This window comes from Microvirga yunnanensis (assembly GCF_025460875.1).
This window is the reverse complement of sequence record NZ_JAMXFI010000104.1, coordinates 1-19,364: the sequence shown is the minus strand read 5'-3', so window position 1 is coordinate 19,364 and position 19,364 is coordinate 1. Positions and strand designations below refer to the sequence as shown.

General features: G+C 65.8%; 17 protein-coding genes. 10 read left to right on the top strand and 7 right to left on the bottom strand.

What is annotated here, in order from left to right; translation table 11 throughout:
• Positions 1-164: 164 nt before the first annotated feature.
• Positions 165-1,796, top strand: a complete 1,632-nt coding sequence (locus NF876_RS32975) for an alpha-D-glucose phosphate-specific phosphoglucomutase (protein ID WP_262272374.1) — start codon at positions 165-167, stop codon at positions 1,794-1,796.
• A gap of 178 nt (positions 1,797-1,974) precedes the next feature.
• Here the strand turns inward: NF876_RS32975 and NF876_RS32970 are convergent, their stop codons facing one another.
• Entirely contained in the window at positions 1,975-2,388 is a 414-nt protein-coding gene (locus tag NF876_RS32970) for a VOC family protein (protein ID WP_262272373.1), read from the bottom strand.
• 345 nt (positions 2,389-2,733) lie between these two features.
• Here NF876_RS32970 and NF876_RS32965 point away from each other — a divergent pair, with 345 nt between their 5' ends.
• On the top strand, positions 2,734-3,114 hold the full coding sequence (locus NF876_RS32965; protein ID WP_262272372.1) for a hypothetical protein: 381 nt from the start codon (positions 2,734-2,736) through the stop codon (positions 3,112-3,114).
• A gap of 3 nt (positions 3,115-3,117) precedes the next feature.
• Here the strand turns inward: NF876_RS32965 and NF876_RS32960 are convergent, their stop codons facing one another.
• Positions 3,118-4,179, bottom strand: coding sequence for a LacI family DNA-binding transcriptional regulator (locus NF876_RS32960; RefSeq protein WP_262272371.1), 1,062 nt, complete (start codon positions 4,177-4,179; stop codon positions 3,118-3,120).
• Between the two features lie 250 nt (positions 4,180-4,429).
• On the opposite strand from NF876_RS32960, the gene NF876_RS32955 reads away from it, so the two are divergent.
• From NF876_RS32955 to NF876_RS32925, 7 genes are all read left to right on the top strand, one after another.
• Positions 4,430-5,950, top strand: coding sequence for a sugar ABC transporter ATP-binding protein (locus NF876_RS32955; RefSeq protein WP_262272370.1), 1,521 nt, complete (start codon positions 4,430-4,432; stop codon positions 5,948-5,950).
• Positions 5,947-6,945: an ABC transporter permease gene (locus NF876_RS32950; RefSeq protein ID WP_262272369.1), complete on the top strand. Its 999-nt coding sequence runs from the start codon at positions 5,947-5,949 to the stop codon at positions 6,943-6,945. The genes NF876_RS32955 and NF876_RS32950 overlap by 4 nt, the downstream gene beginning before the upstream one ends.
• A 64-nt stretch (positions 6,946-7,009) precedes the next feature.
• Entirely contained in the window at positions 7,010-7,960 is a 951-nt protein-coding gene (locus tag NF876_RS32945) for a substrate-binding domain-containing protein (protein WP_262272368.1), read from the top strand.
• A 166-nt stretch (positions 7,961-8,126) separates the two neighbouring features.
• Complete coding sequence (locus NF876_RS32940) at positions 8,127-9,188, top strand: sugar phosphate isomerase/epimerase family protein (protein WP_262272367.1); 1,062 nt, start codon at positions 8,127-8,129, stop codon at positions 9,186-9,188.
• Positions 9,189-9,207: 19 nt separating this feature from the next.
• Entirely contained in the window at positions 9,208-10,383 is a 1,176-nt protein-coding gene (locus tag NF876_RS32935; RefSeq protein ID WP_262272366.1) for a Gfo/Idh/MocA family protein, read from the top strand.
• Positions 10,384-10,590: 207 nt separating this feature from the next.
• Entirely contained in the window at positions 10,591-11,001 is a 411-nt protein-coding gene (locus NF876_RS32930; protein WP_262272365.1) for a Fur family transcriptional regulator, read from the top strand.
• 201 nt (positions 11,002-11,202) lie between these two features.
• Positions 11,203-11,655 (top strand): Fur family transcriptional regulator, encoded by a 453-nt coding sequence (locus tag NF876_RS32925; RefSeq protein WP_262272364.1) that lies wholly within the window; start codon positions 11,203-11,205, stop codon positions 11,653-11,655.
• A gap of 167 nt (positions 11,656-11,822) precedes the next feature.
• Here the strand turns inward: NF876_RS32925 and NF876_RS32920 are convergent, their stop codons facing one another.
• Together NF876_RS32920 and NF876_RS32915 are read right to left on the bottom strand one after the other, a co-directional pair.
• A complete protein-coding gene (locus tag NF876_RS32920) occupies positions 11,823-14,906 on the bottom strand; it encodes an efflux RND transporter permease subunit (protein ID WP_262272363.1) in 3,084 nt (1,027 codons plus the stop codon).
• A gap of 9 nt (positions 14,907-14,915) precedes the next feature.
• Positions 14,916-16,049: an efflux RND transporter periplasmic adaptor subunit gene (locus NF876_RS32915; RefSeq protein WP_262272362.1), complete on the bottom strand. Its 1,134-nt coding sequence runs from the start codon at positions 16,047-16,049 to the stop codon at positions 14,916-14,918.
• A 164-nt stretch (positions 16,050-16,213) separates the two neighbouring features.
• Here NF876_RS32915 and NF876_RS32910 point away from each other — a divergent pair, with 164 nt between their 5' ends.
• Entirely contained in the window at positions 16,214-16,786 is a 573-nt protein-coding gene (locus NF876_RS32910) for a TetR/AcrR family transcriptional regulator (RefSeq protein ID WP_262272361.1), read from the top strand.
• Positions 16,787-16,798: 12 nt separating this feature from the next.
• On the opposite strand, the gene NF876_RS32905 is transcribed toward NF876_RS32910, so the two are convergent.
• The 3 genes from NF876_RS32905 to NF876_RS32895 form a co-directional block, all read right to left on the bottom strand.
• Entirely contained in the window at positions 16,799-17,971 is a 1,173-nt protein-coding gene (locus NF876_RS32905) for a CaiB/BaiF CoA transferase family protein (RefSeq protein ID WP_262272360.1), read from the bottom strand.
• A gap of 5 nt (positions 17,972-17,976) precedes the next feature.
• The gene (gene dapB, locus NF876_RS32900; RefSeq protein ID WP_262272359.1) at positions 17,977-18,783 is read right to left on the bottom strand and encodes a 4-hydroxy-tetrahydrodipicolinate reductase; all 807 of its coding nucleotides are present in this window, start codon (positions 18,781-18,783) and stop codon (positions 17,977-17,979) included.
• Positions 18,784-18,800: 17 nt separating this feature from the next.
• The coding region (locus NF876_RS32895) for an acyl-CoA dehydrogenase family protein (RefSeq protein ID WP_262272358.1) at positions 18,801-19,364 on the bottom strand (564 nt) is incomplete at its 5' end.

Below are 19,364 nucleotides of genomic sequence, written 5' to 3'. Positions count from 1 at the left end.
CATCCAGACGTCGTCCAGGCGTCACGGCTCCTTCATCGAACCTTCATCTGGGCAGTGGCATCTGCGAAGGGTGACCCTAAAATGGTCCTTGATCCCGTCCCGGGATCGACGAAGCATTCGAGACCTGGCCCATCGAGGGCCGCTCAAGGAAGTGATCTGCACCGATGGCGACCACCCGTACCCCGACGACTCCCTATTCCGATCAGCGCCCGGGCACGTCCGGCCTGCGCAAGAAGGTCACGGTCTTCCAGCAGCCCCGGTACGTGGAGAACTTCATTCAGGCGATCTTCGACACCGTCGAGAACAAGGACGGTTCGACCCTCGTGATCGGGGGCGACGGGCGATTCTTCAACGAAACCGTGGTCGCGACCGCGATCCGCATGGCAGCGGCGAACGGCTTCGGGCGGGTTCTGGTCGGCCAGAAAGGCCTCCTGTCCACGCCGGCCGCCTCCTGCGTGATCCGCAAGCACAAGGCCATCGGCGGCCTCGTGCTCTCGGCCAGCCACAATCCGGGCGGACCCGACGGTGATTTCGGGATCAAGTTCAACATGGCCCACGGCGGGCCGGCGCCGGAATCCTTCACGGAAGCCGTGTTCAAGCGCGCCAGCGCGATCACGGAATACGCCATCGTCGAGGGGGCCGACATCGACCTCGGCCGCATCGGGTCGACCATGGTCGGCGACATGACCGTCGAGGTGATCGATCCCGTGGCCGACTATGCGGAGCTGATGGAGCAGCTCATCGACTTCGAGCGGATCGCCGAGCTGTTCCGGTCGGGCTTCCGCATGCGCTTCGACGCGTTGAGCGCCATCACGGGCCCCTATGCGAAGGCCATCCTCGAGGACCGCCTCGGAGCGCCGGCGGGAACGGTCGTCAACGGCGAGCCCAAGCCCGATTTCGGCGGCCACCATCCCGATCCGAACCCCGTCCATGCCCATGACCTCATGGAGTTGATGGACGGGCCCGACGCGCCCGATTTCGGCGCCGCCTCCGACGGCGACGGCGACCGCAACATGATCGTGGCGCCGAAGCTGTTCGTCACGCCGAGCGACAGCCTCGCCATCCTGACAAACCATGCTCATCTCGCCCCCGGCTATGCGAAGGGCCTTGCCGGGGTGGCGCGCTCCATGCCGACGAGCCGGGCCGCCGACCGGGTGGCCGCAAAGCTCGGCATCAACTGCTTCGAGACGCCCACGGGCTGGAAGTTCTTCGCCAATCTTCTGGATGCGGGCCTCATCACCCTCTGCGGCGAGGAGAGCGCCGGCACGGGCTCGAACCACATCCGCGAGAAGGACGGCCTCTGGGCCGTGCTGCTCTGGCTCAACATCCTGGCCGTCACCAAGAAGCCGGCCGATCAGATCGTGCGCGAGCATTGGGCCACATTCGGGCGCGATTACTATACGCGCCACGATTACGAGGAGCTCGAGACCGCGCCGGCCAATGCACTGATGGATGCCCTCCGGGCGAAGCTTTCCACCCTGCCCGGGCAGCGCTTCGGCGGACTCACGGTCCAATCGGCGGACGACTTCGCCTACACGGACCCGGTCGATCGATCGGTGACGCCGAAGCAGGGGATCCGGATCCTGTTCGCCGAGGATGCGCGCGCCGTGTTCCGCCTGTCGGGAACGGGCACGTCGGGCGCCACGCTCAGGGTCTATCTCGAGCGCTTCGAACCGAATGCGGAGCGGCACGACCTGGCGACCGCCGAGGTTCTGGCGCCCGTCGTCCAGGCGGCCAACGAGATCGCCGAGATCGCGAGCCGCACGGGCCGCCGCGAGCCCAGCGTCGTGACCTGACGCCGCCTAGAGCATCGGCGACCCGGAGGGCCGCATGATGCGCTAGAGCCTCGGACGTGAAAAGTGGACACCACTTTTGGGATCCATCCGAGGCTCCCTCTCTTGATCGGCGCATCGGAAGAGGCGGACCCAGCGGGCCGCGCAAGCGAAAACCGGGTCCACTTTTCCGTCCGATGCGCTAGTAGGTCTCCCAGAGGCCCGGCGTCGCCAGTTCGAGCAGGTGGCCGTCGGGGTCGCGGAAATACACGCTGGTGCCACCACGGGACCAGGTTGTCCGGCTCTCGACCGGGATCCCGCGCTCCTGCAGCCGCGCCTCCCAGGCGCCCAGCTCATCGCCGGAAACCGCAAAGCCGACATGGAGCGGTCCCGCGCCATCATGGGCCGGGATCGTCCCGCCCGGGGTGGGCATCGGCTCGTTCGAGCCGCCGCGCAGGAACAGGAGCAACACGCTCCTGCCGCCCACGTCGAAGGCGCACATGCGCCGGTTGCCGAACAGCAGCCTCAGGCCGAGGTCAGCCTCGTAGAAGGCCCGGGCCCGCGGCAGGTCGTCCACGTAAAGCGCTGTCTCGAGAATGGCGTTCAGCTGGGGCATCTCTGGCCTCTTGAAGATCCTTGCCTGCCTGAATTATGGGCTCGCGCCCCGTTTTTCACCGCCAATCGGCTTGGAATCCCGTCCGTTCAAGGCGGCGAAAAATTGGGCATGAATGCTGACCTTTTGGTCTTGAAACAGGGCGGCGCGGCGCTTAATTATTGCAATGCAACACGGCGATTGGCGTCGCAGCGTTGCTGCCCTTCTTGGGCGTTTCCTCCCTAAACTTCGGGCCGTTGGCAACAACGGCCTTTTTTCTTGCCTGACGCCCGAGGACCCTGTCACCCCGGAGCCGGAACATCGGGTGACCCCGGCGGTTTTCCCTCAGCGGAGCCCCCGGAGAGATCAATGTCCACCCGTTCAGATGTTCCACACAACGCCGACACTCCTCCGACGCGCACGGTCAAGCCGATGGATGCGCCGCCTCTGACCAAAGGCTCGACCACGGCGCAGCTGAAGGGCGACATCAACAGCGGCCGTACGGGCGACAAGAACGCGGTGTTCGATCCGGGCCTCTCCTCGCTCGGCACCGATGACGAGGCCGGCGGCACGCCGCCCACGCCGGAGCAGGTCGATCAGGCCCGTCACCAGGAATCCTCCGCCCGCTGGAAGGACGGCGCCGAGAAGGACAGCTACGCCCATCGGGACTCGCGCAAGGCCCTTTATGCCTTCGTCGGCTTCATCGGCCTGGTGCTCGTCCTGTTCGTGGGCGCCTTCTCGATCTTCTGATCGTCATCGAAGCGGCACCACGCTGTCGCGGATCACCAAGTCGGTCTCCAGACGGATTCGCTTGGGCGATGGCCGCCCCTGCAGCAGATCGATTAGGGCCGAGGCCGCCGCCTGTCCCAGTTCCCTGCGCGGCTGATGGATCGTGGTGAGGGACGGCTCGGCCACGGCGGCAAACTCGATATCGTCGAAGCCGGCCACCGAGATGTCGTCGGGGACTTTCAGCCCGGCGGAGAAGACGGTGCGCATCAACCCGATGGCCATTTGGTCGCTGGTGCAGAACACGGCCGTCGGTCGGGTGGTTTGCGCCACCAGGATCTGCCCTGCCCTCACGCCCGCCTCGATGGTGTAGTCCCCCGGGATGACGAGGGCCGGATCGTATGGCAGGCCGGCCCGTTCCAACCCGTCCTTGAATCCCTGGAACCGCTCACGCTCGAGGATGTTGCCCGCCGGACCGCTCACATAGGCGATGCGCTTGTGGCCCAAAGCGGCCAGGTGCTGCGTCATGCGGGAGGCGGCCGCGCGATTGTCGATCTCGATCTGCGGAATATCGGCGCTCGGGATCGCCTCGCAGAGCGCCACGAGCGGGATCGACAGGCGGGCTGGACTTCCCTCCCCGTCGCGGCTCTGCCCGAACAGATGGCCGTTGAGAAGAATGGCGCCGTCGACTCGTCCCGCCGCCGTGAAGGCTGCGAAATGCGCCTCCTTCTCGGGCGAGCCGTCGAGATCGCTGATGATCATTCCATATCCGGCTTCGAAAAGCGTTTCCTCGATGCCGCGCAGGATCTTGGAGAAGAAGGTGTTGGCCAGGTCCGGCAGAACGACCAGCACCATGTAGGTCTTCTGCGACCGAAGGGTGCGCGCGGCCGGGTTGGGCACGTAGCCGGTCTTGGCGATGGCTTCTTGAACCCGCGCCCGAGCCTCGGGGGAAACCCGCTCCGGCGTGGCGAGGGCCCGGCTGACCGTCGCGGTCGAGACATCGGCCAGCTTGGCGACGTCCTGAATCCGCGCTGCGCGGGCCGAAAACCCTGACTGCTCCGGTTCGTCCTTCTGCCCGATGTCGTCCATGGACCTCCCCCTACCATGGTTCTGTTTGACAGAAGCCGAGGTTTCGGTAAAGTTTCATGTAAACGATTACATAGGGACGTTGCCCCCTATGCAGTTCCAGCCCGCCCAATGTCCCGGCAGAGGACAGGCGGACAAACCAGGAGGAAACCAATGCCCGCTCACGCGCCGTCCAGCTGACCCTCGCCCGCACATGCCCCTGACGCCCGTCTTCCGAGCGGAGGCGAGCGATGCCGCTCATCCGGAGCCGTTCATGGAATCCGTTCTTCGCGCAGAGAACATCTCGAAATCGTTCGGACCGATCGAGGTCCTGAGCGGCATTTCGCTGGATCTGAAGCCCGGCGAGGTCCATGCGGTCATCGGCGAGAACGGAGCCGGCAAGTCGACGCTGATGCGCATCCTGTCAGGCCATATCGCGCCCACGAAGGGAGCCCTGCATCTGAACGGCCAGCCGATCACCTTCTCGGGGCCCGTGGATGCGGAGAGCCATGGCATCGTTCTCGTGCACCAGGAAATCCTTCTCGCGCCCGACCTGACGGTGGCGCAGAACCTCTTCCTCGGTCGCGAGATCCGGCGCTTCGGCTTCGTCGACGACAGGGCCATGCGCGAGCGGACGCGGGCGATCCTGCGTGAGCTCGGCACCGGCATCGATCCCGACCGGGAGGTCAGCCGCCTCTCCATCGCGGACCGGCAGCTGGTGCAGATCGCCCGGGCGCTGCTGGTGCCGCACAAGGTGGTCGCCTTCGACGAGCCGACCGCGGTTCTTACGCCGGTCGAGGCCGAGAGCCTGTTCGACATCATCCGGAAGCTGCGGTCCCAGGGCGTCGCCGTCCTCTACATCTCGCACCGTCTGAACGAGGTGAAGGCGGTTGCCGACCGGGTCACCGTGCTGCGCGACGGGCGCCACATCGCGACCCGCGACATCGAAGGCCTGGAGCCGCTCGAGATGGCCCGCCTCATGGTGGGCCGCGACATGTCAAAGCTCTATCCGGACAAGCCGGCAACCGCCTCCGACCAACCCCTCCTCGGCGTCCGCGACATGGTCGTTCCCGGCTATGTGGAGAATGCTTCCTTCACCCTCCATCGCGGCGAGATCCTCGGGTTCGGCGGCCTGATCGGCGCCGGCCGCACCGAACTGTTCGAAGCGCTCGTGGGGCTTCGTCCGGGCCATGGCGCGATCACCCTCGACGGCCAGAAGGTTCATTTCCGCGATGCCCGTGAGGCCATGGCGGCGGGCATCGTCTACCTGTCCGAGGACCGGAAGGGCAAAGGCCTGCTGCTCCAGCAGAATCTCCGGGTCAACCTGACCCTGGCGGCCCTCGAGAAATTCAGCCATGGGTCCTTCATCGACGGGGCCGGCGAGGAGACGGCGCTCGACCGGGCGATCAAGGACTTCGACATCCGCACCCGGCGACGCGATCTTCTCGCCGGACAGCTGTCGGGCGGCAATCAGCAGAAGCTGCTGCTCGCCAAGATGATGCTGGTGGAGCCGCGCATCGTCATCATCGACGAGCCGACCCGTGGCGTCGACATCGGCACCAAGGAGCAGATCTACCGCTTCATTGCCTCCCTGGCCGCCGAAGGCCGCGCGGTCGTCGTCATCTCGTCCGAGATGCAGGAACTGATCGGTCTGTGCCACCGCGTCGTGGTCATGCGCAACGGGCGCGTCGCGGGCGAGGTCGCCCAGGCCGATCTGTCGGAAGATTCCATCGTTTATCTCGCCACCGGCGTCCATGAGGAAAGGGCGGCGGAAATCGCCGCAGGCCACGCATGACCGAAACCGTCCTACGCTCGAGCGCCGAGAAGCGCCGGTTCACCATCGACATGCGGGCCCTCTCCCCCTTCATCGCGCTCGTGGCGCTCATCATCGCGGGCGCGCTGATCAACCCGGATTTCCTGACCGCGTCGAACCTGCTCAACGTGGTGACGCGCTCGGCCTTCATCGCCATCATCGCCGTGGGCGCGACCTTCGTGATCGCCGGCGGCGGGCTCGACCTCTCCGTCGGCTCCATGGCGGCGCTGACGGCCGGCGTCATGATCCTGACCCTGAACAACCTGGGTGGCGGGGACGTGGGCACCCTGGCGCTCGGCATGCTCGCGGCCATCGCCCTGAGCGCGGCCTGCGGACTGGCGAACGGCCTCATCGTCACCTTCGGGCGCATCGAGCCCTTCATCGTGACCCTCGGGACCATGGGCATCTATCGCTCGCTCGTGATCTGGCTCGCGGCCGGCGGCACCATCACCATGCGCAATTTCGAGCTGCGCGAACTCTACCGGCCGGTCTATTTCGACAGCATTCTCGGCGTTCCGATCCCGATCATCGCGTTCCTCGTGGTGGCCGCCATCGGCGCGCTGATCCTCTATCGCACCTCCTTCGGCCGCCACGTGGTGGCGCTCGGGTCCAACGAGGACGTGGCCCGCTATTCGGGCGTGCCGATCTGGCGGGTGCGGACGCTGACCTACATCATCCAGGGCATCTGCGTCGGCATCGCGGTGCTGGTCTACGTGCCGCGCCTCGGCTCGGCCACGCCGACCACGGGCCTTCTCTGGGAATTGCAGGCCATCACGGCCGTGGTCATCGGCGGCACCGCCCTGAAGGGCGGCATCGGCCGCATCTGGGGCACGGTGGTGGGCGCCGTGATCCTCGAGCTCGTCGCCAACATCATGGTGCTGTCGAACTTCGTCTCCGAGTTCCTCGTGGGCGCGGTTCAGGGTGCCATCATCATTATCGCCATGCTCGTGCAACGGTCAGTCCACCGCGGGCGATGAATCCGGTGCCAAGCCCACCGGACGAGGGAGAAAAGGCTTAGTCAACCCTTCAGGGAGGAATGAGATGAAAGCAACGGTACTGAAGATCGCGGTTGCGGCCGGCCTCATGGCCGGCGTCGCCACCGGGGCCATGGCCCAGCAGAAGAACGTGACGATCGGCGTCTCGATCCCGGCCGCCACCCATGGCTGGACCGGCGGCGTCGTCTACCACGCTCAGGAGACGGCCAAGCAGCTCGAGAAGGGCTATCCCGGCCTCAAGGTGATCGTGAAGACCTCGCCGGACGGCGCCTCGCAGGCGAACGCCCTCGACGATCTGACCTCGCAGAAGGTCGACGCCCTGGTGGTGCTGCCCTTCAACTCGGACGAGCTGACGAACCCCGTCCGCGAGATCAAGAAGCGCGGCACCCTCATCACGGTGGTCGACCGCGGCCTCAAGGACCCGTCGATCCAGGACATCTACGTGGCCGGAAACAACCCGGAATTCGGCCGCGTCGCCGGCAAATATTTCGTCGACAACCTGAAGCAGGGCAACGTCGTGATCTTCCGCGGCATCCCGACCGTGATCGACGAGGAGCGCGTGACGAACTTCGAGAAGGCTCTCGAGGGTTCGGGCGTGAAGGTGATCGACAAGCAATATGCCAACTGGAACCGCGACGACGCCTTCAAGGTGATGCAGGACTTCCTGTCCAAGCACCCGAAGATCGACGCGGTCTGGGCGTCGGACGACGACATGGCGCTGGGCATCATGGAGGCGATCCGGCAGGCCAAGCGCGAGGACATCAAGTTCGTCCTCGGCGGCGCCGGCATGAAGGACATGGTCAAGAAGGTGATGGACGGCGACAAGATGATCCCGGCCGACGTGTCCTATCCGCCGTCCATGATCGCCACCGCCATGGGCGTCACCGCGGCGCATTTCTACACCAACGCTCCCATGCGCGGCACCTACGTGCTCAACGCCCAGCTGATCACGAAGGACAACGCCAAGGAGCACTACTTCCCGAACTCGCCGTTCTAATCAGGCGACGTGGCTCTCGCCTCTCCCGCCCGGGAGAGGCGAGGCAACGGCAAGCCGCTCGACCGCCGCGCGGCTTGCCCTTGCCGATCCTTGCCCTTGCCGATCATTGCCCTTGCCGATCCTTGCCGGTTTCTGCCTTCACTCAAGCCACATCGGGAGTTCACCCATGAAGACCATGAAGGGCCCCGGCCTCTTCCTTGCGCAGTTCGCAGGTGACGAGGCTCCGTTCAACTCGCTCGACGCGATCTGCGGCTGGGCTGCGTCCCTCGGCTACAAGGGCGTTCAGATCCCCACCTTCGACCCGCGCCTGATCGACCTCCAGAAGGCGGCGGAATCGGATGCCTATTGCGACGAGATCGCCGGCATCGTGCGCTCGCACGGCATGGAGATCACCGAGCTGTCCACGCACCTTCAGGGCCAGCTCGTCGCGGTCCACCCGGCCTATGACGAGGCCTTCGACGGATTCGCGGCGCCCGAGGTGCGCGGCAACCCGAAGGCCCGGCAGGAATGGGCCGTGAACCAGATGCTGATGGCGGCGAAAGCCTCCAAGCGCCTGGGCCTGAACGCCAGCGTCACCTTCCCGGGCGCGCTCGCCTGGCCGTTCATGTATCCCTGGCCGCAGCGGCCCGCGGGTCTCGTCGAGACCGCCTTCCAGGAGCTGGGACGCCGCTGGAAGCCGATCCTCGACGCGTACGAGGACGCCGGCTGCGACGTTGCTTATGAGATTCATCCGGGCGAGGACATCCACGACGGCGCTACCTTCGAGCGCTTCGTCGATGCGGTCGGCGGACACCGGCGCGCCTGCATCAACTACGATCCGAGCCATTTCCTGCTGCAGCAGCTCGACTACCTGGCCTTCATCGACCTCTATCACGAGCGCATCAAGGCGTTCCATGCCAAGGACGCGGAGTTCAACCCGTCGGGCCGCGTCGGCGTCTATGGCGGCTACGAGAGCTGGATCGACCGCGCCGGGCGCTTCCGCTCGCTCGGCGACGGGCAGGTGGATTTCGGCGCCATCTTCTCCAAGCTCGCGCAGTACGACTACGATTCCTGGGCCGTGCTGGAATGGGAATGCGCCCTGAAGCACCCGGAGGACGGCGCGCGGGAAGGCGCCGAGTTCATCAAGGCGCACATCATCCGCGTCACCGAGAAGGCCTTCGACGATTTCGCCGCCGGCGGGACCGACGAGGCGGCCAACCGCCGGATGCTCGGCATCGACGCCGCATAAGCGACAAGGGGGCAGACACATGACGATCGCTGGATCACCGGAACAGAAGCTCAATCGCCGCCTGCGCCTGGGCATGGTCGGCGGCGGGCGCGGCGCGTTCATCGGCGCCGTGCACCGCATCGCCGCCCGCCTCGACGACCGCTGGGAGCTGGTGGCGGGTGCGCTCTCGTCCGATCCCGAGCGGGCGAAGGCCTCCGGCGAGGACCTGCTCCTGAGGCCCGACCGCAGCTATGGCGACTTCAACGAGATGGCGCGCCGCGAGCGGCGGCTGAAGGACGGCATCGACGCGGTGGCGATCGTGACGCCCAACCACGCTCACGCGGCGGCCGCGCGCGCCTTCCTGAAGGCGGGCATCCATGTGATCTGCGACAAGCCGCTCACCACCACGCGGCGCGAGGCCGATCAGCTGGCGAAGCTCGCGAAGGATTCCGGTCTGATCTTCGCGGTCACGCACAACTACACGGGCTATCCGCTCGTGCGCCAGGCCCGCGCCATGGTGCAGGCGGGCGAGCTCGGAGCCATCCGGGTCGTGCAGGTGGAATACGCGCAGGACTGGCTCGCGACCCGCATGGAGGAGACCGGCAGCAAGCAGGCGGAGTGGCGCACGGATCCGGCCCGCTCGGGTCCGGCCGGCGCCGTCGGGGACATCGGCACCCACGCCTTCAACCTCGCCGAGTTCATCGCCGGCGACGAGGTCGCCTCCCTGTCGGCGGAGCTGCACACCTTCGTGGAGGGCCGCAGGCTCGACGACAATGCCCACATGATGCTGCGCTTCGCGTCCGGCGCCAAGGGCATGCTCTGGTGCAGCCAGGTGGCGGCGGGCCTCGAGAACGGCCTGCGAATCCGCATCTACGGCGAGAAGGCCGGGCTCGAATGGCATCAGGAGAACCCGAACTATCTCACCTTCTCGCCCCTGGGCGAGCCACCGCGGACCATCCGCCGCAACGGATACGGGGCCGACGAGGTCTCGCGCGCGGCCTCGCGCATTCCCGGCGGACACCCGGAAGGCTATCTCGAAGGCTTCGCCCAGCTCTACACGGACGTGGCCGAGCAGATCGCGGCGCGCATCGAGAACCGCGAGCCCAACCCCTTCTCGCTTCAGGTGCCCACGGTCGAGCACGGGGTGCGCGGCGTGCGCTTCATCGAAGCGGCGGTGCGCTCCTCGCAGCGCAAGGCGGCCTGGGTCGATCTCTAGAGCTGCTTCCACTCACGTGGAATCATCTCTCTTCTTTGCCGAGCCGCATTTTCTGACGGTGAACCGGATCCACTTCACCGAAAAATGCTCTGATCCGCTCCGTACGGGACCGGGCGCACCGGCCCCGTGCAGCTCCCTTGAAATCGACCGCGCAATCATGACCTATAGGGTGATCACGCCCAGACGCGGACGAGACGATTTTTCAAGATGGCTTCCACGCATCAGCATCATGGCCTCGAGGACCTGAACGACACCCAGAAGCGGGTGCACCGGATCCTGTGCTCCGCGCAGAGTCCGCTCTCGGCCTATGAGGTGCTCGACAAAATGCGGGCGAAGGGCGCGGTGACGCCTCCGACCGTCTACCGGTCCCTGGACAAGCTGATCGAGAAGGGTCTGGCCCATCGGCTGGAGAGCCTCAACGCCTACGTGGCCTGCAAGCATCCGCACCAGGAGCACGACATGGCGGCTTTCGCCATCTGCGAGAGCTGCGGCCTGGTCCGTGAGTTCACCGACCCGCATATCAGCGAGCGCCTCTCCCATTGGGGCGACGATCACGCCTTCTGCACCAAGAAGGTCACCGTCGAGATTCGCGGCCTGTGCGAGACTTGCTCGAAGTGAGTCTCCCTTCGGGAACATCGGCCTTTTAGATACGTTATTCTGTATCTATTCACCGCGCTTCGCTCCCCGTCTGTGTTCAAATGCCAGATTCCTTTGCGGAATATGCACAGCTGCAAGCGCCACCGGTAATGATAGCACATTGTCAGATTCGCATTTTACCTATATGAATATATAGGTTCCGTAATAACAGGAGTGTGGCTCATGAGCACCAAGGCCCTCAGGAAAGAAGAAGAGGAAAACCTCCTTCGCCGTGCAGACGATCTGTGCCGCCAGAACAATCTCAGGCTCACGCCGATTCGCGAGCGCGTCTATCGCGAGCTGGTCCAGAGCGGCGGCCCGGTCGGTGCCTACGACCTGGTCGATCGTCTCAGCAGCGAGAAGAAGCGCCTCGCCCCGGTCACGATCTATCGCGCGCTCGACTTCCTGCGCGATGCCGGTCTGGTCCACCGTCTGGCCACCCAGAACTCCTACGTCATCTCCCACGGACAGCCGGACGTGAACGCGATGAAGATCATGTTCGTCGATTCCAAGACGGGCGAGACCATCGAGGTTCACTCGACCGAAGTTGCGGAGGCCGTCAGGAAGGCCGCCGAACAGGCCGGCTTCAAGACCGTTTCTCCGTTCATGGAAGTCGAGGGCGAGATCGCCCACTGAGCTCGGACGACGAAAGGCAGAGCCGATCCCTCTGCCTTCCGCCGCCTGAAACGCAAAAGGCCGGGCAATGCCCGGCCTTTTCTTTGTCCTGGAGCTTTTGTCCTGGAGCTTTTGTCCCGGGGCTTGAGACGAATCCCGACAGCGGAGGCCGCTCTCGGGATCGCGCCTTATTCCGCCGCCAGAGCCTGGCGATGGGGATGCGCCTCTTCGGCTCGGCCGGCCCGCACGGTCTCCTTCGAGATGAAGGTGTAGAACATCGGCACCACGAACAGCGTGAAGATCGTGCCGATCGACATGCCCGACGCGATCACGAGGCCCATGGAGAAGCGGGCCGCCGCGCCCGCCCCGCTGGCGTAGAGGAGCGGCGCGACGCCGAGCACCATGGCGGCCGTGGTCATGAGGATCGGGCGAAGACGCACGCGGGCCGCCTCCTCGATGGCCTCGCGCTTGCTGACGCCGTGCTTCTCCTTCTGCTCGTTGGCGAACTCCACCATCAGGATGCCGTGCTTGGTGATCAATCCCACCAGGGTGATCAGGCCGACCTGCGTGTAGATGTTCAGGGTCGCCAGGCCCAGGTTCAGGAAGATCATGGCGCCGAACATGGAGAGCGGCACCGACATCATGATGATGAACGGATCGCGGAAGCTCTCGAACTGCGCCGCCAGCACCAGATAGATCACGATGACCGCAAGGCCGAAGGCCATGAAGATCGAGCTGCCCTCCTGGATCTCCAGGCGCGACTGGCCGGCATAATCCTCGTAGAAGCCCTGAGGCAGGACCTCCTTGGCGATGGAGCGAAGGGTCGCCAGGCCTTCCGACGTGGTCACGCCGGGCAGCGGCAGCGCCGAGACGGTCGCCGAGTTGAGCTGGTTGAACTGCTCGATGGCGGCCGGCGCGGCATCGGTCTTGATGCTGACCAGGGCAGAGAGCGGCACCATGGACCCGTCGGAGGCCCGGACATAGTACTCGGCCAGGCGTTCCGGGTTCAGGCGGTCCTCCTGCCGGACCTGGCTGACCACGTCGTAGCTCCGGCTGTCGCGGTCGAACTTGGAGATCGGCGCGCCGCCCACGAGGGCCCCGAGCGTGGTGCCGATCTCGGAGACCGGCACGCCGAGCGCGGCGGCCCGATCGCGATCCACCGTGATGCGGGCGCGCGGGGTCTCGTAGGAGATCGAGTTCTGAACGACGATGAACTTGCCGGACTTCATGGCGCGCTGACGGATCTGCTCGGCCACCTCGAAGGCCTGCGACGAGTCGCCGATGGTGCGCAGCACGTACTGGATCGGCAGGCCGTCGCCGCCGCCCGGCAGGGACGGAGGCGCGAAGGCGAAGGCCTGGACGCCCGCGTTCTCGTTGAGGAGGTTCTGGATGTCCTGCTTGGTCACCGCGCCCTTCTTCTCGCGCTCGCTCCACTCCTTCAGCTTGAAGCCGAAGAAGCCGCCGCCGGCGCCGTCGATGCCGACGATGAGGAAGCTGTCGTCGATCTCGGGGATTTTCTCGCCCGCGTTCGTGAACTGCTTCGAGAAGGCCTGCGTGTACTCGGCGGTCGCATATTTCGGCACGTTGACGATGCCGAGATAGGCGCCCTGATCCTCTTCCGGCGCAAGCTCGGAGGAGGTCTTGGTGAACAGGAACACCGTGGTGCCGAGAAGGACGGCCACGATGACCAGCGTCACGCCGCGGTAATCGAGCGAGCCCTTCAGGCGCCGGCCGTACCAGTTCTCGAGCCGGGTGAAGGTGCGGTCCACGAAGGCGGCGAACCGGCCCTGGCCGCCATGCGGCTTCAGGAGCTTCGACGACATCATGGGCGAGAGCGTCACCGCGATGATGCCCGAGATGACCACGGAGCCTGCCAGCGTGAAGGCGAACTCCCGGAACAGCGAGCCCGTCAGGCCTTGCGTGAAGCCGATCGGCGCGTACACGGCCGCAAGCGTGACCGTCATGGACACGATCGGGACGAAGATCTCCTTCATGCCCACGACGGCCGCCTCGACGGGCTTCAAGCCTTCCTCGATGTGCCGGTGGATGTTCTCCAGCACCACGATGGCGTCGTCGACCACGAGACCGATCGCCAGCACCATGGCCAGCAGGGTCAGGAGGTTGATCGAATAGCCCAGCGCATAGAGGAAGAAGCACACGCCGATGAGCGAGAGCGGGATCGTCACGATCGGGATCAGCACCGACCGGAAGGAGCCCAGGAAGAGCAGGATCACCACCACGACGATGAGCGCCGCTTCGCCGATGGTCTTGAACACCTCCTCGATCGAGGCCGAGATGAAGTTCGAGGCGTCGTAGACGATCTCGACGCTCATGCCCTTCGGCAGGGTCGGACGGATCGAGTCGATGGCCGTCGTGACGGCGGCCGCGACGGTCAGCGGATTGGCCGACGGGGTCGGGGTGATGCCGATGAACGTGCCCTGGCTGCCGTTGAAGCTGACGATGGTGTCCGTGCTCTCGGGCCCGAGCTCCACGTCCGCCACGTCGCGCAGGCGCACCACCTGATCGCCCTGGGAGCGGATCGGCAGCATGCTGAAGGTCTCGGGTGTCTGCAGGGTGGTCTGCATGTCGAGGCGGTAGGCGACGTACTCGCTCTGCGTCTTGCCAGGCGCCGCGAGGAAGTTGTTGGCGTTGATCGCCTGCACCACGTCGCCGGCCGTCACGCCGCGGGCCGCCAGACGGACGGGATCGAGCCAGACGCGCATGGAGAAGTCGCGCCCGCCGAGGATCTCGGCGTTGCCGACGCCCTCGAGCGTCGCGAAGCGCGGCTGCACCACGCGGGTCAGGAACTCGGAGACCTGCTCCGGATTCATCTCCGTGCTGCCGAAGGTGATGTACATGAGGGCGAAGCTCTGGCCCGTGCCCTTCATGATCACCGGATCCTCGGCCTCCGAGGGAAGCTGGGCGCGGACCTGCTGCACCTTCGCGGTGACCTCGGTGAGCGCCGCGTTCGGATCCGTGTTCAGACGCATGCGCACCGACACCGTGCTGATGCCGAGGCGGCTCTGCGTCGTCACGTAATCCACGCCTTCCGCGCTCGACACGGACTTGGCGATGGGCGTGCTGATGAAGCCCTGGATCAGGTCGGCGCTGGCGCCCGTATAGGTCGTCGTGATCGTGATCGTGGTTTCCTCGACCTCGGGATACTGACGCACCTGCAGGTTCATCAGACCCTGCGCGCCGAGCAGCAGGATCAGGAGGCTCACCACCATCGACAGGACGGGGCGGCGGATGAAAAGTTCAGTGAAACTCATGGCTGATGCCTACTGACCGCTCGCGAGCTTCGACGTGTCGAGCTTCGTCACGTCGATGGAATTGTCGATTTTGACGACCGCCCCGGACTGCAGCTTGTTCTGCCCGGAGGCGACCACCTGCTGGCCCGGGTTCACCCCGGAGACGATCTCGAGAGCGCCGCCGCGGCGGCGGCCGGTCTTCACGAAGACCTGCTTGGCGATCAGAACCGGCTTGCCGTCCTTCTGCTCCTCGTCGATCGTGTAGACGTAATCGCCGTAAAGGCTGGCGATCACGGCCGTCTGCGGCACGGTCAGGACATCGGGCTGCTGCGGCAGGATCACCTCCACGTGGAGGAACTGGCCGGGGAGGATCGCGCCGTCCTTGTTGTCCTCGACGACAGCCTGGACCGAGACGAGCCGTGTCTTGGGATCGACGCGGGGGTCCTTGCCGATGACGCGGCCCTTGAACGGAAGATTGCCTTCGGTCGTACCCAGGTGGATCTCCTGGCCGAGCTTGACCTCGCTGGCGCGCTGCTCCGGAACCGTGAAGTCGACCTTCATCGACGACAGGTCCTGGAAGCTCGCGATGACCGTCCCGGGCTGCAGATATTGCCCGACATCGATCCTCGGAATGCCGATCACGCCCGAGAACGGTGCCTTCAAGGCCTTCTGCTCGATCATCGCCTGCAGCCGCGCGAGGCGGGAGCGGGCCGCCGCGAGCAGGGCGCTGGCCTGATCGAGATTGGCCTCCGTGCCGTAGCCGCGCGCCGACAGGGCCTTGGCGCGCTCGAAGCTGCTCTCGGCCGTCTTGACGTTGGCCTGGACATCCTGGATGTCGGCGCGCTCGACGGAGTCGTCGAGCTGGACGAGAACCTCGCCCTGGCGGACCTCCTGGTTCGCCTTGAACTTGATCTGGCTGACGATGCCGGCCGTCTCGAAGGCGAGCTCGACACCGTTCGCCGCCTTGGCCGTGCCGATGGCGCTGATGCTGGGAGTCCAGGTCTTCGCCTCGACCTTGGCGGCCGAGATCGTCTGCGGCGGCTGCTGCATCGTGGCGAAGAACTGGGTGATCATCTTGTCGCGGAAGAAGTTGAACCAGACCAGTCCGGCGCAAAGTCCGATTGCAAGAATGAAGACAAGAGCAACTACAATGCGCCGTTTCATAGGCTTTTTCCGAGAGTTAGGGCTCAATCCTCAAGCCCTGTACGACTATGGTGGGTGCGGCAATAGCGTAACTTTACCTTGACGCCAAGGCCGTGAGAGTGAATTTCTATACCGTCTGGACGGTTTAGTTACAAGTGCGACGACGCACGAGACAAGAGATGTAGATGCTGTTTTCCTGTACCAGAGGCCGAAAAAGTTCCCGGGAAAAGATTCTTGACGCGGCTGCAGAACTCGTCGGCGAGATCGGGGCCGGACGGCTGACGCTCGAATCCGTGGCCGAGCGCGCCGGGCTCAGCAAGGGCGGGCTTCTGTATAATTTTCCGACCAAGGACGCGCTTCTCCAGGCCATGATCCAGCGCATGATCGACCAGGTCGCGTCCGAAAAGGATGCTTTGCGCGAACAGGCCGCCCCCGGACCCAACCGCGAGGCGCGGGTCGTGACGAAGACCCTGCTGAACTTCTGCTGCGGCGGAAAGATGCAGGACATGGCCACCGGCATGATGGCGGCGACGGCCGAAAACCCGAGCCTTCTCGATCCCGTCCGTCAGGTGATCAGAACCACCCTGGAGCAGCTCAAGGCGAATTCGGACGATCTGGACTCCGCCCTGCTGGGCTGGCTCGCCACCGAAGGGCTGAGCAGCCTGGAGATGCACAAGCTCAGCCCGTTCTCGGAGGAGGACCGGGAGCGGATCGTGAAGGCGATCGACCGGCTCGTCAGCAAGGGCATCGCCCAATAGCGCAGGCGGGCCTCAGGCCATCCAGGACGGATCGTGCAGGACGTCGTCCGTGTGCTCCCCCAGACGCGGCGACGGCCGGCCCGCCACCATCGGCTGCCCGTCCATGACGATGGGCGAGCGGACGGACGGGATGGTTCCGCCCTTGGCCGCTTCGGACGGCAGGTCGATCCTCATGCCCCGGGCGACGACCTGCGGGTCGTCGAAGACGTCGGCCACCGTGTTGATGGGTCCGGCCGGGACCCCCTGCCCTTCCAGGGCCGACAGCAGATCCTCCCGGGTGAACGCCAGGGTCAGCTCCGTGAGCAGGGGCACGAGCGCGGCCCGGTGGCGGACGCGGCCCGCATTGGTCCGGAAGCGCTCGTCCTGCGCCAGGTCGGGCTTGCCGAGCACGGACACGAAGCGGGCGAATTGCCCGTCGTTGCCCACCGCCACGATCACATGGCCGTCCGCGACCGGAAACACCTGATAGGGCACGATGTTGGGATGGGCGTTGCCCATGCGCCTCGGGGACTTTTGGGACGCCAGGTAGTTCATGGCCTGATTGGCCAGCACGCTCGTCTGCACGTCGAGGAGCGCCATGTCGAGATGCCCTCCCTGGCCGGTCCGGTCGCGCCGGCGGAGCGCCGCCAGGATGCCCACGACGGAATAGACGCCCGTGAAGATGTCCACATAGGCGACGCCGATCTTCTGCGGCTCCCCTTGAGGGTCCCCCGTCAGGTCCATGATGCCGCCGAGGCCCTGGATCATGAAATCGTAGCCGGCCCGGGCCGCATAGGGGCCGTCCTGCCCGAAGCCGGTGATCGAGCAATAGACCAGGCGCGGGTTGACGGCCTTCAGGCTCTCGTAGTCGAGACCATACTTCTTCAGCCCGCCGACCTTGAAGTTCTCGATCACCACATCCGCATGGGCCGCCAGCCTGCGCACGAGCTCCTGCCCCTCGGGCGTCTCGAAATCGACCGCCATGGAGCGCTTGCCGCGGTTGCAGGAATGGAAGTAGGCCGCCGAGAGATCGCCCCCGTCCGCCCCTTCGACGAAGGGCGGGCCCCAGCCGCGGGTGTCGTCGCCGGCGCCCGGGCGCTCCACCTTGACCACGTCGGCGCCGAGATCGGCCAGCAGCTGGCCGACCCAGGGGCCCGCGAGGATGCGCGCGAGTTCGAGGACTTTGAGGCCTTCGAGCGGTTTCATGACGGTCAATCCATCACGGCGTCGAGGCCGCGCTTCAATCCGATGAAGGACAGGACGCGACGGGCGGCCAGCAGGGTGCCGGCCACGTAGGGAGCCGCCGAGGAGCCCGCATCGTGGCGGATCACGAGCCGCTCGTTGTCAGCCCCGAACACGGCCTCGCAGGACAGGACGAAGGACGGCACGCGCAGCGAATGCACCTGCACCGGCTCCTTCGCCCCGAGCGAGCCGCCGCGGGTTTCGCGGACCCCGGTCAGATCCTGGATCGGCTTCGACGTGGCGGGCAGGCGCACCTCGCTCAGGAGCTCCGCCAGCTCGCGGGCGGTCCCGGACGGCGTGTCGGGCTTCTTGGCGGAGGCGTAGTCGATGACCTCCACGTCCGGGACGTAGCGGGCCGCCTCCAGGGCGAAGCGGCGCAACAAGGTCGCGGTGATCGAGAAATTGCCGGCCGCGAGCACGCCACGCTCGGCTTCAAGCGCCCGGCGATCGATCTCGGCATAATCCTCGGCGGACAGTCCGGACGTGCCGACGACCACATGCCGCCCCTGGGCCAGCGCCGTCAGGGCATGAGCCTTGACCGCACCCGGCTTGGTATAGTCGATCACCACGTCGGACGGGGCCTCCAGGGCCTCTTCCAGCGTGGCGCTGACCTGTACCCCGAGGCGGGCAAGCCCTGCCGCTTCGCCGGCATCCCGGCCCGCCGCGCTGCGGCTGACCGCTCCCACGAGCAGGAGATCGTCGGAGGCGGCAATGGCCGCCACGAGGGCTTTGCCGACCCAGCCGGTCGATCCCGCCAAGGTGATCCGAACTGACATGCGCTACCAGTCTCCTCTCAGAAGAACGCCTGCAGGCCCGTCTGCGCGCGGCCCAGAATCAGGGCGTGCACGTCGTGCGTGCCCTCGTAGGTGTTCACGGTTTCCAGGTTCTGCGCATGACGCATGACATGATATTCCTCTTGGATACCATTGCCGCCGTGCATGTCGCGGGCCTGACGGGCGATCTCCAGAGCCTTGCCGCAATTGTTGCGCTTGACCAGGGAGATCATCTCGGGCGCGACGCGGCCCTCGTCGAAGAGACGGCCGACCCGAAGCGAAGCATGCAGGCCGAGGGTGATCTCGGTCATCATGTCGGCCAGCTTCTTCTGCACGAGCTGCGTCGCGGCGAGCGGCCGGTCGAACTGCTTGCGGTCGAGGGTGTATTGGCGCGCCCGGTGCCAGCAATCCTCCGCGGCGCCCAGGGAACCCCAGGAAATTCCGTATCGGGCCCGGTTGAGGCAACCGAAGGGTCCCTTGAGTCCGGACACGTTGGGAAGGAGGGCATCCTCGCCCACCTCGACGCCGTCCATGACGATCTCACCGGTGATCGAGGCGCGCAGGGAGAGCTTGCCGCCGATCTT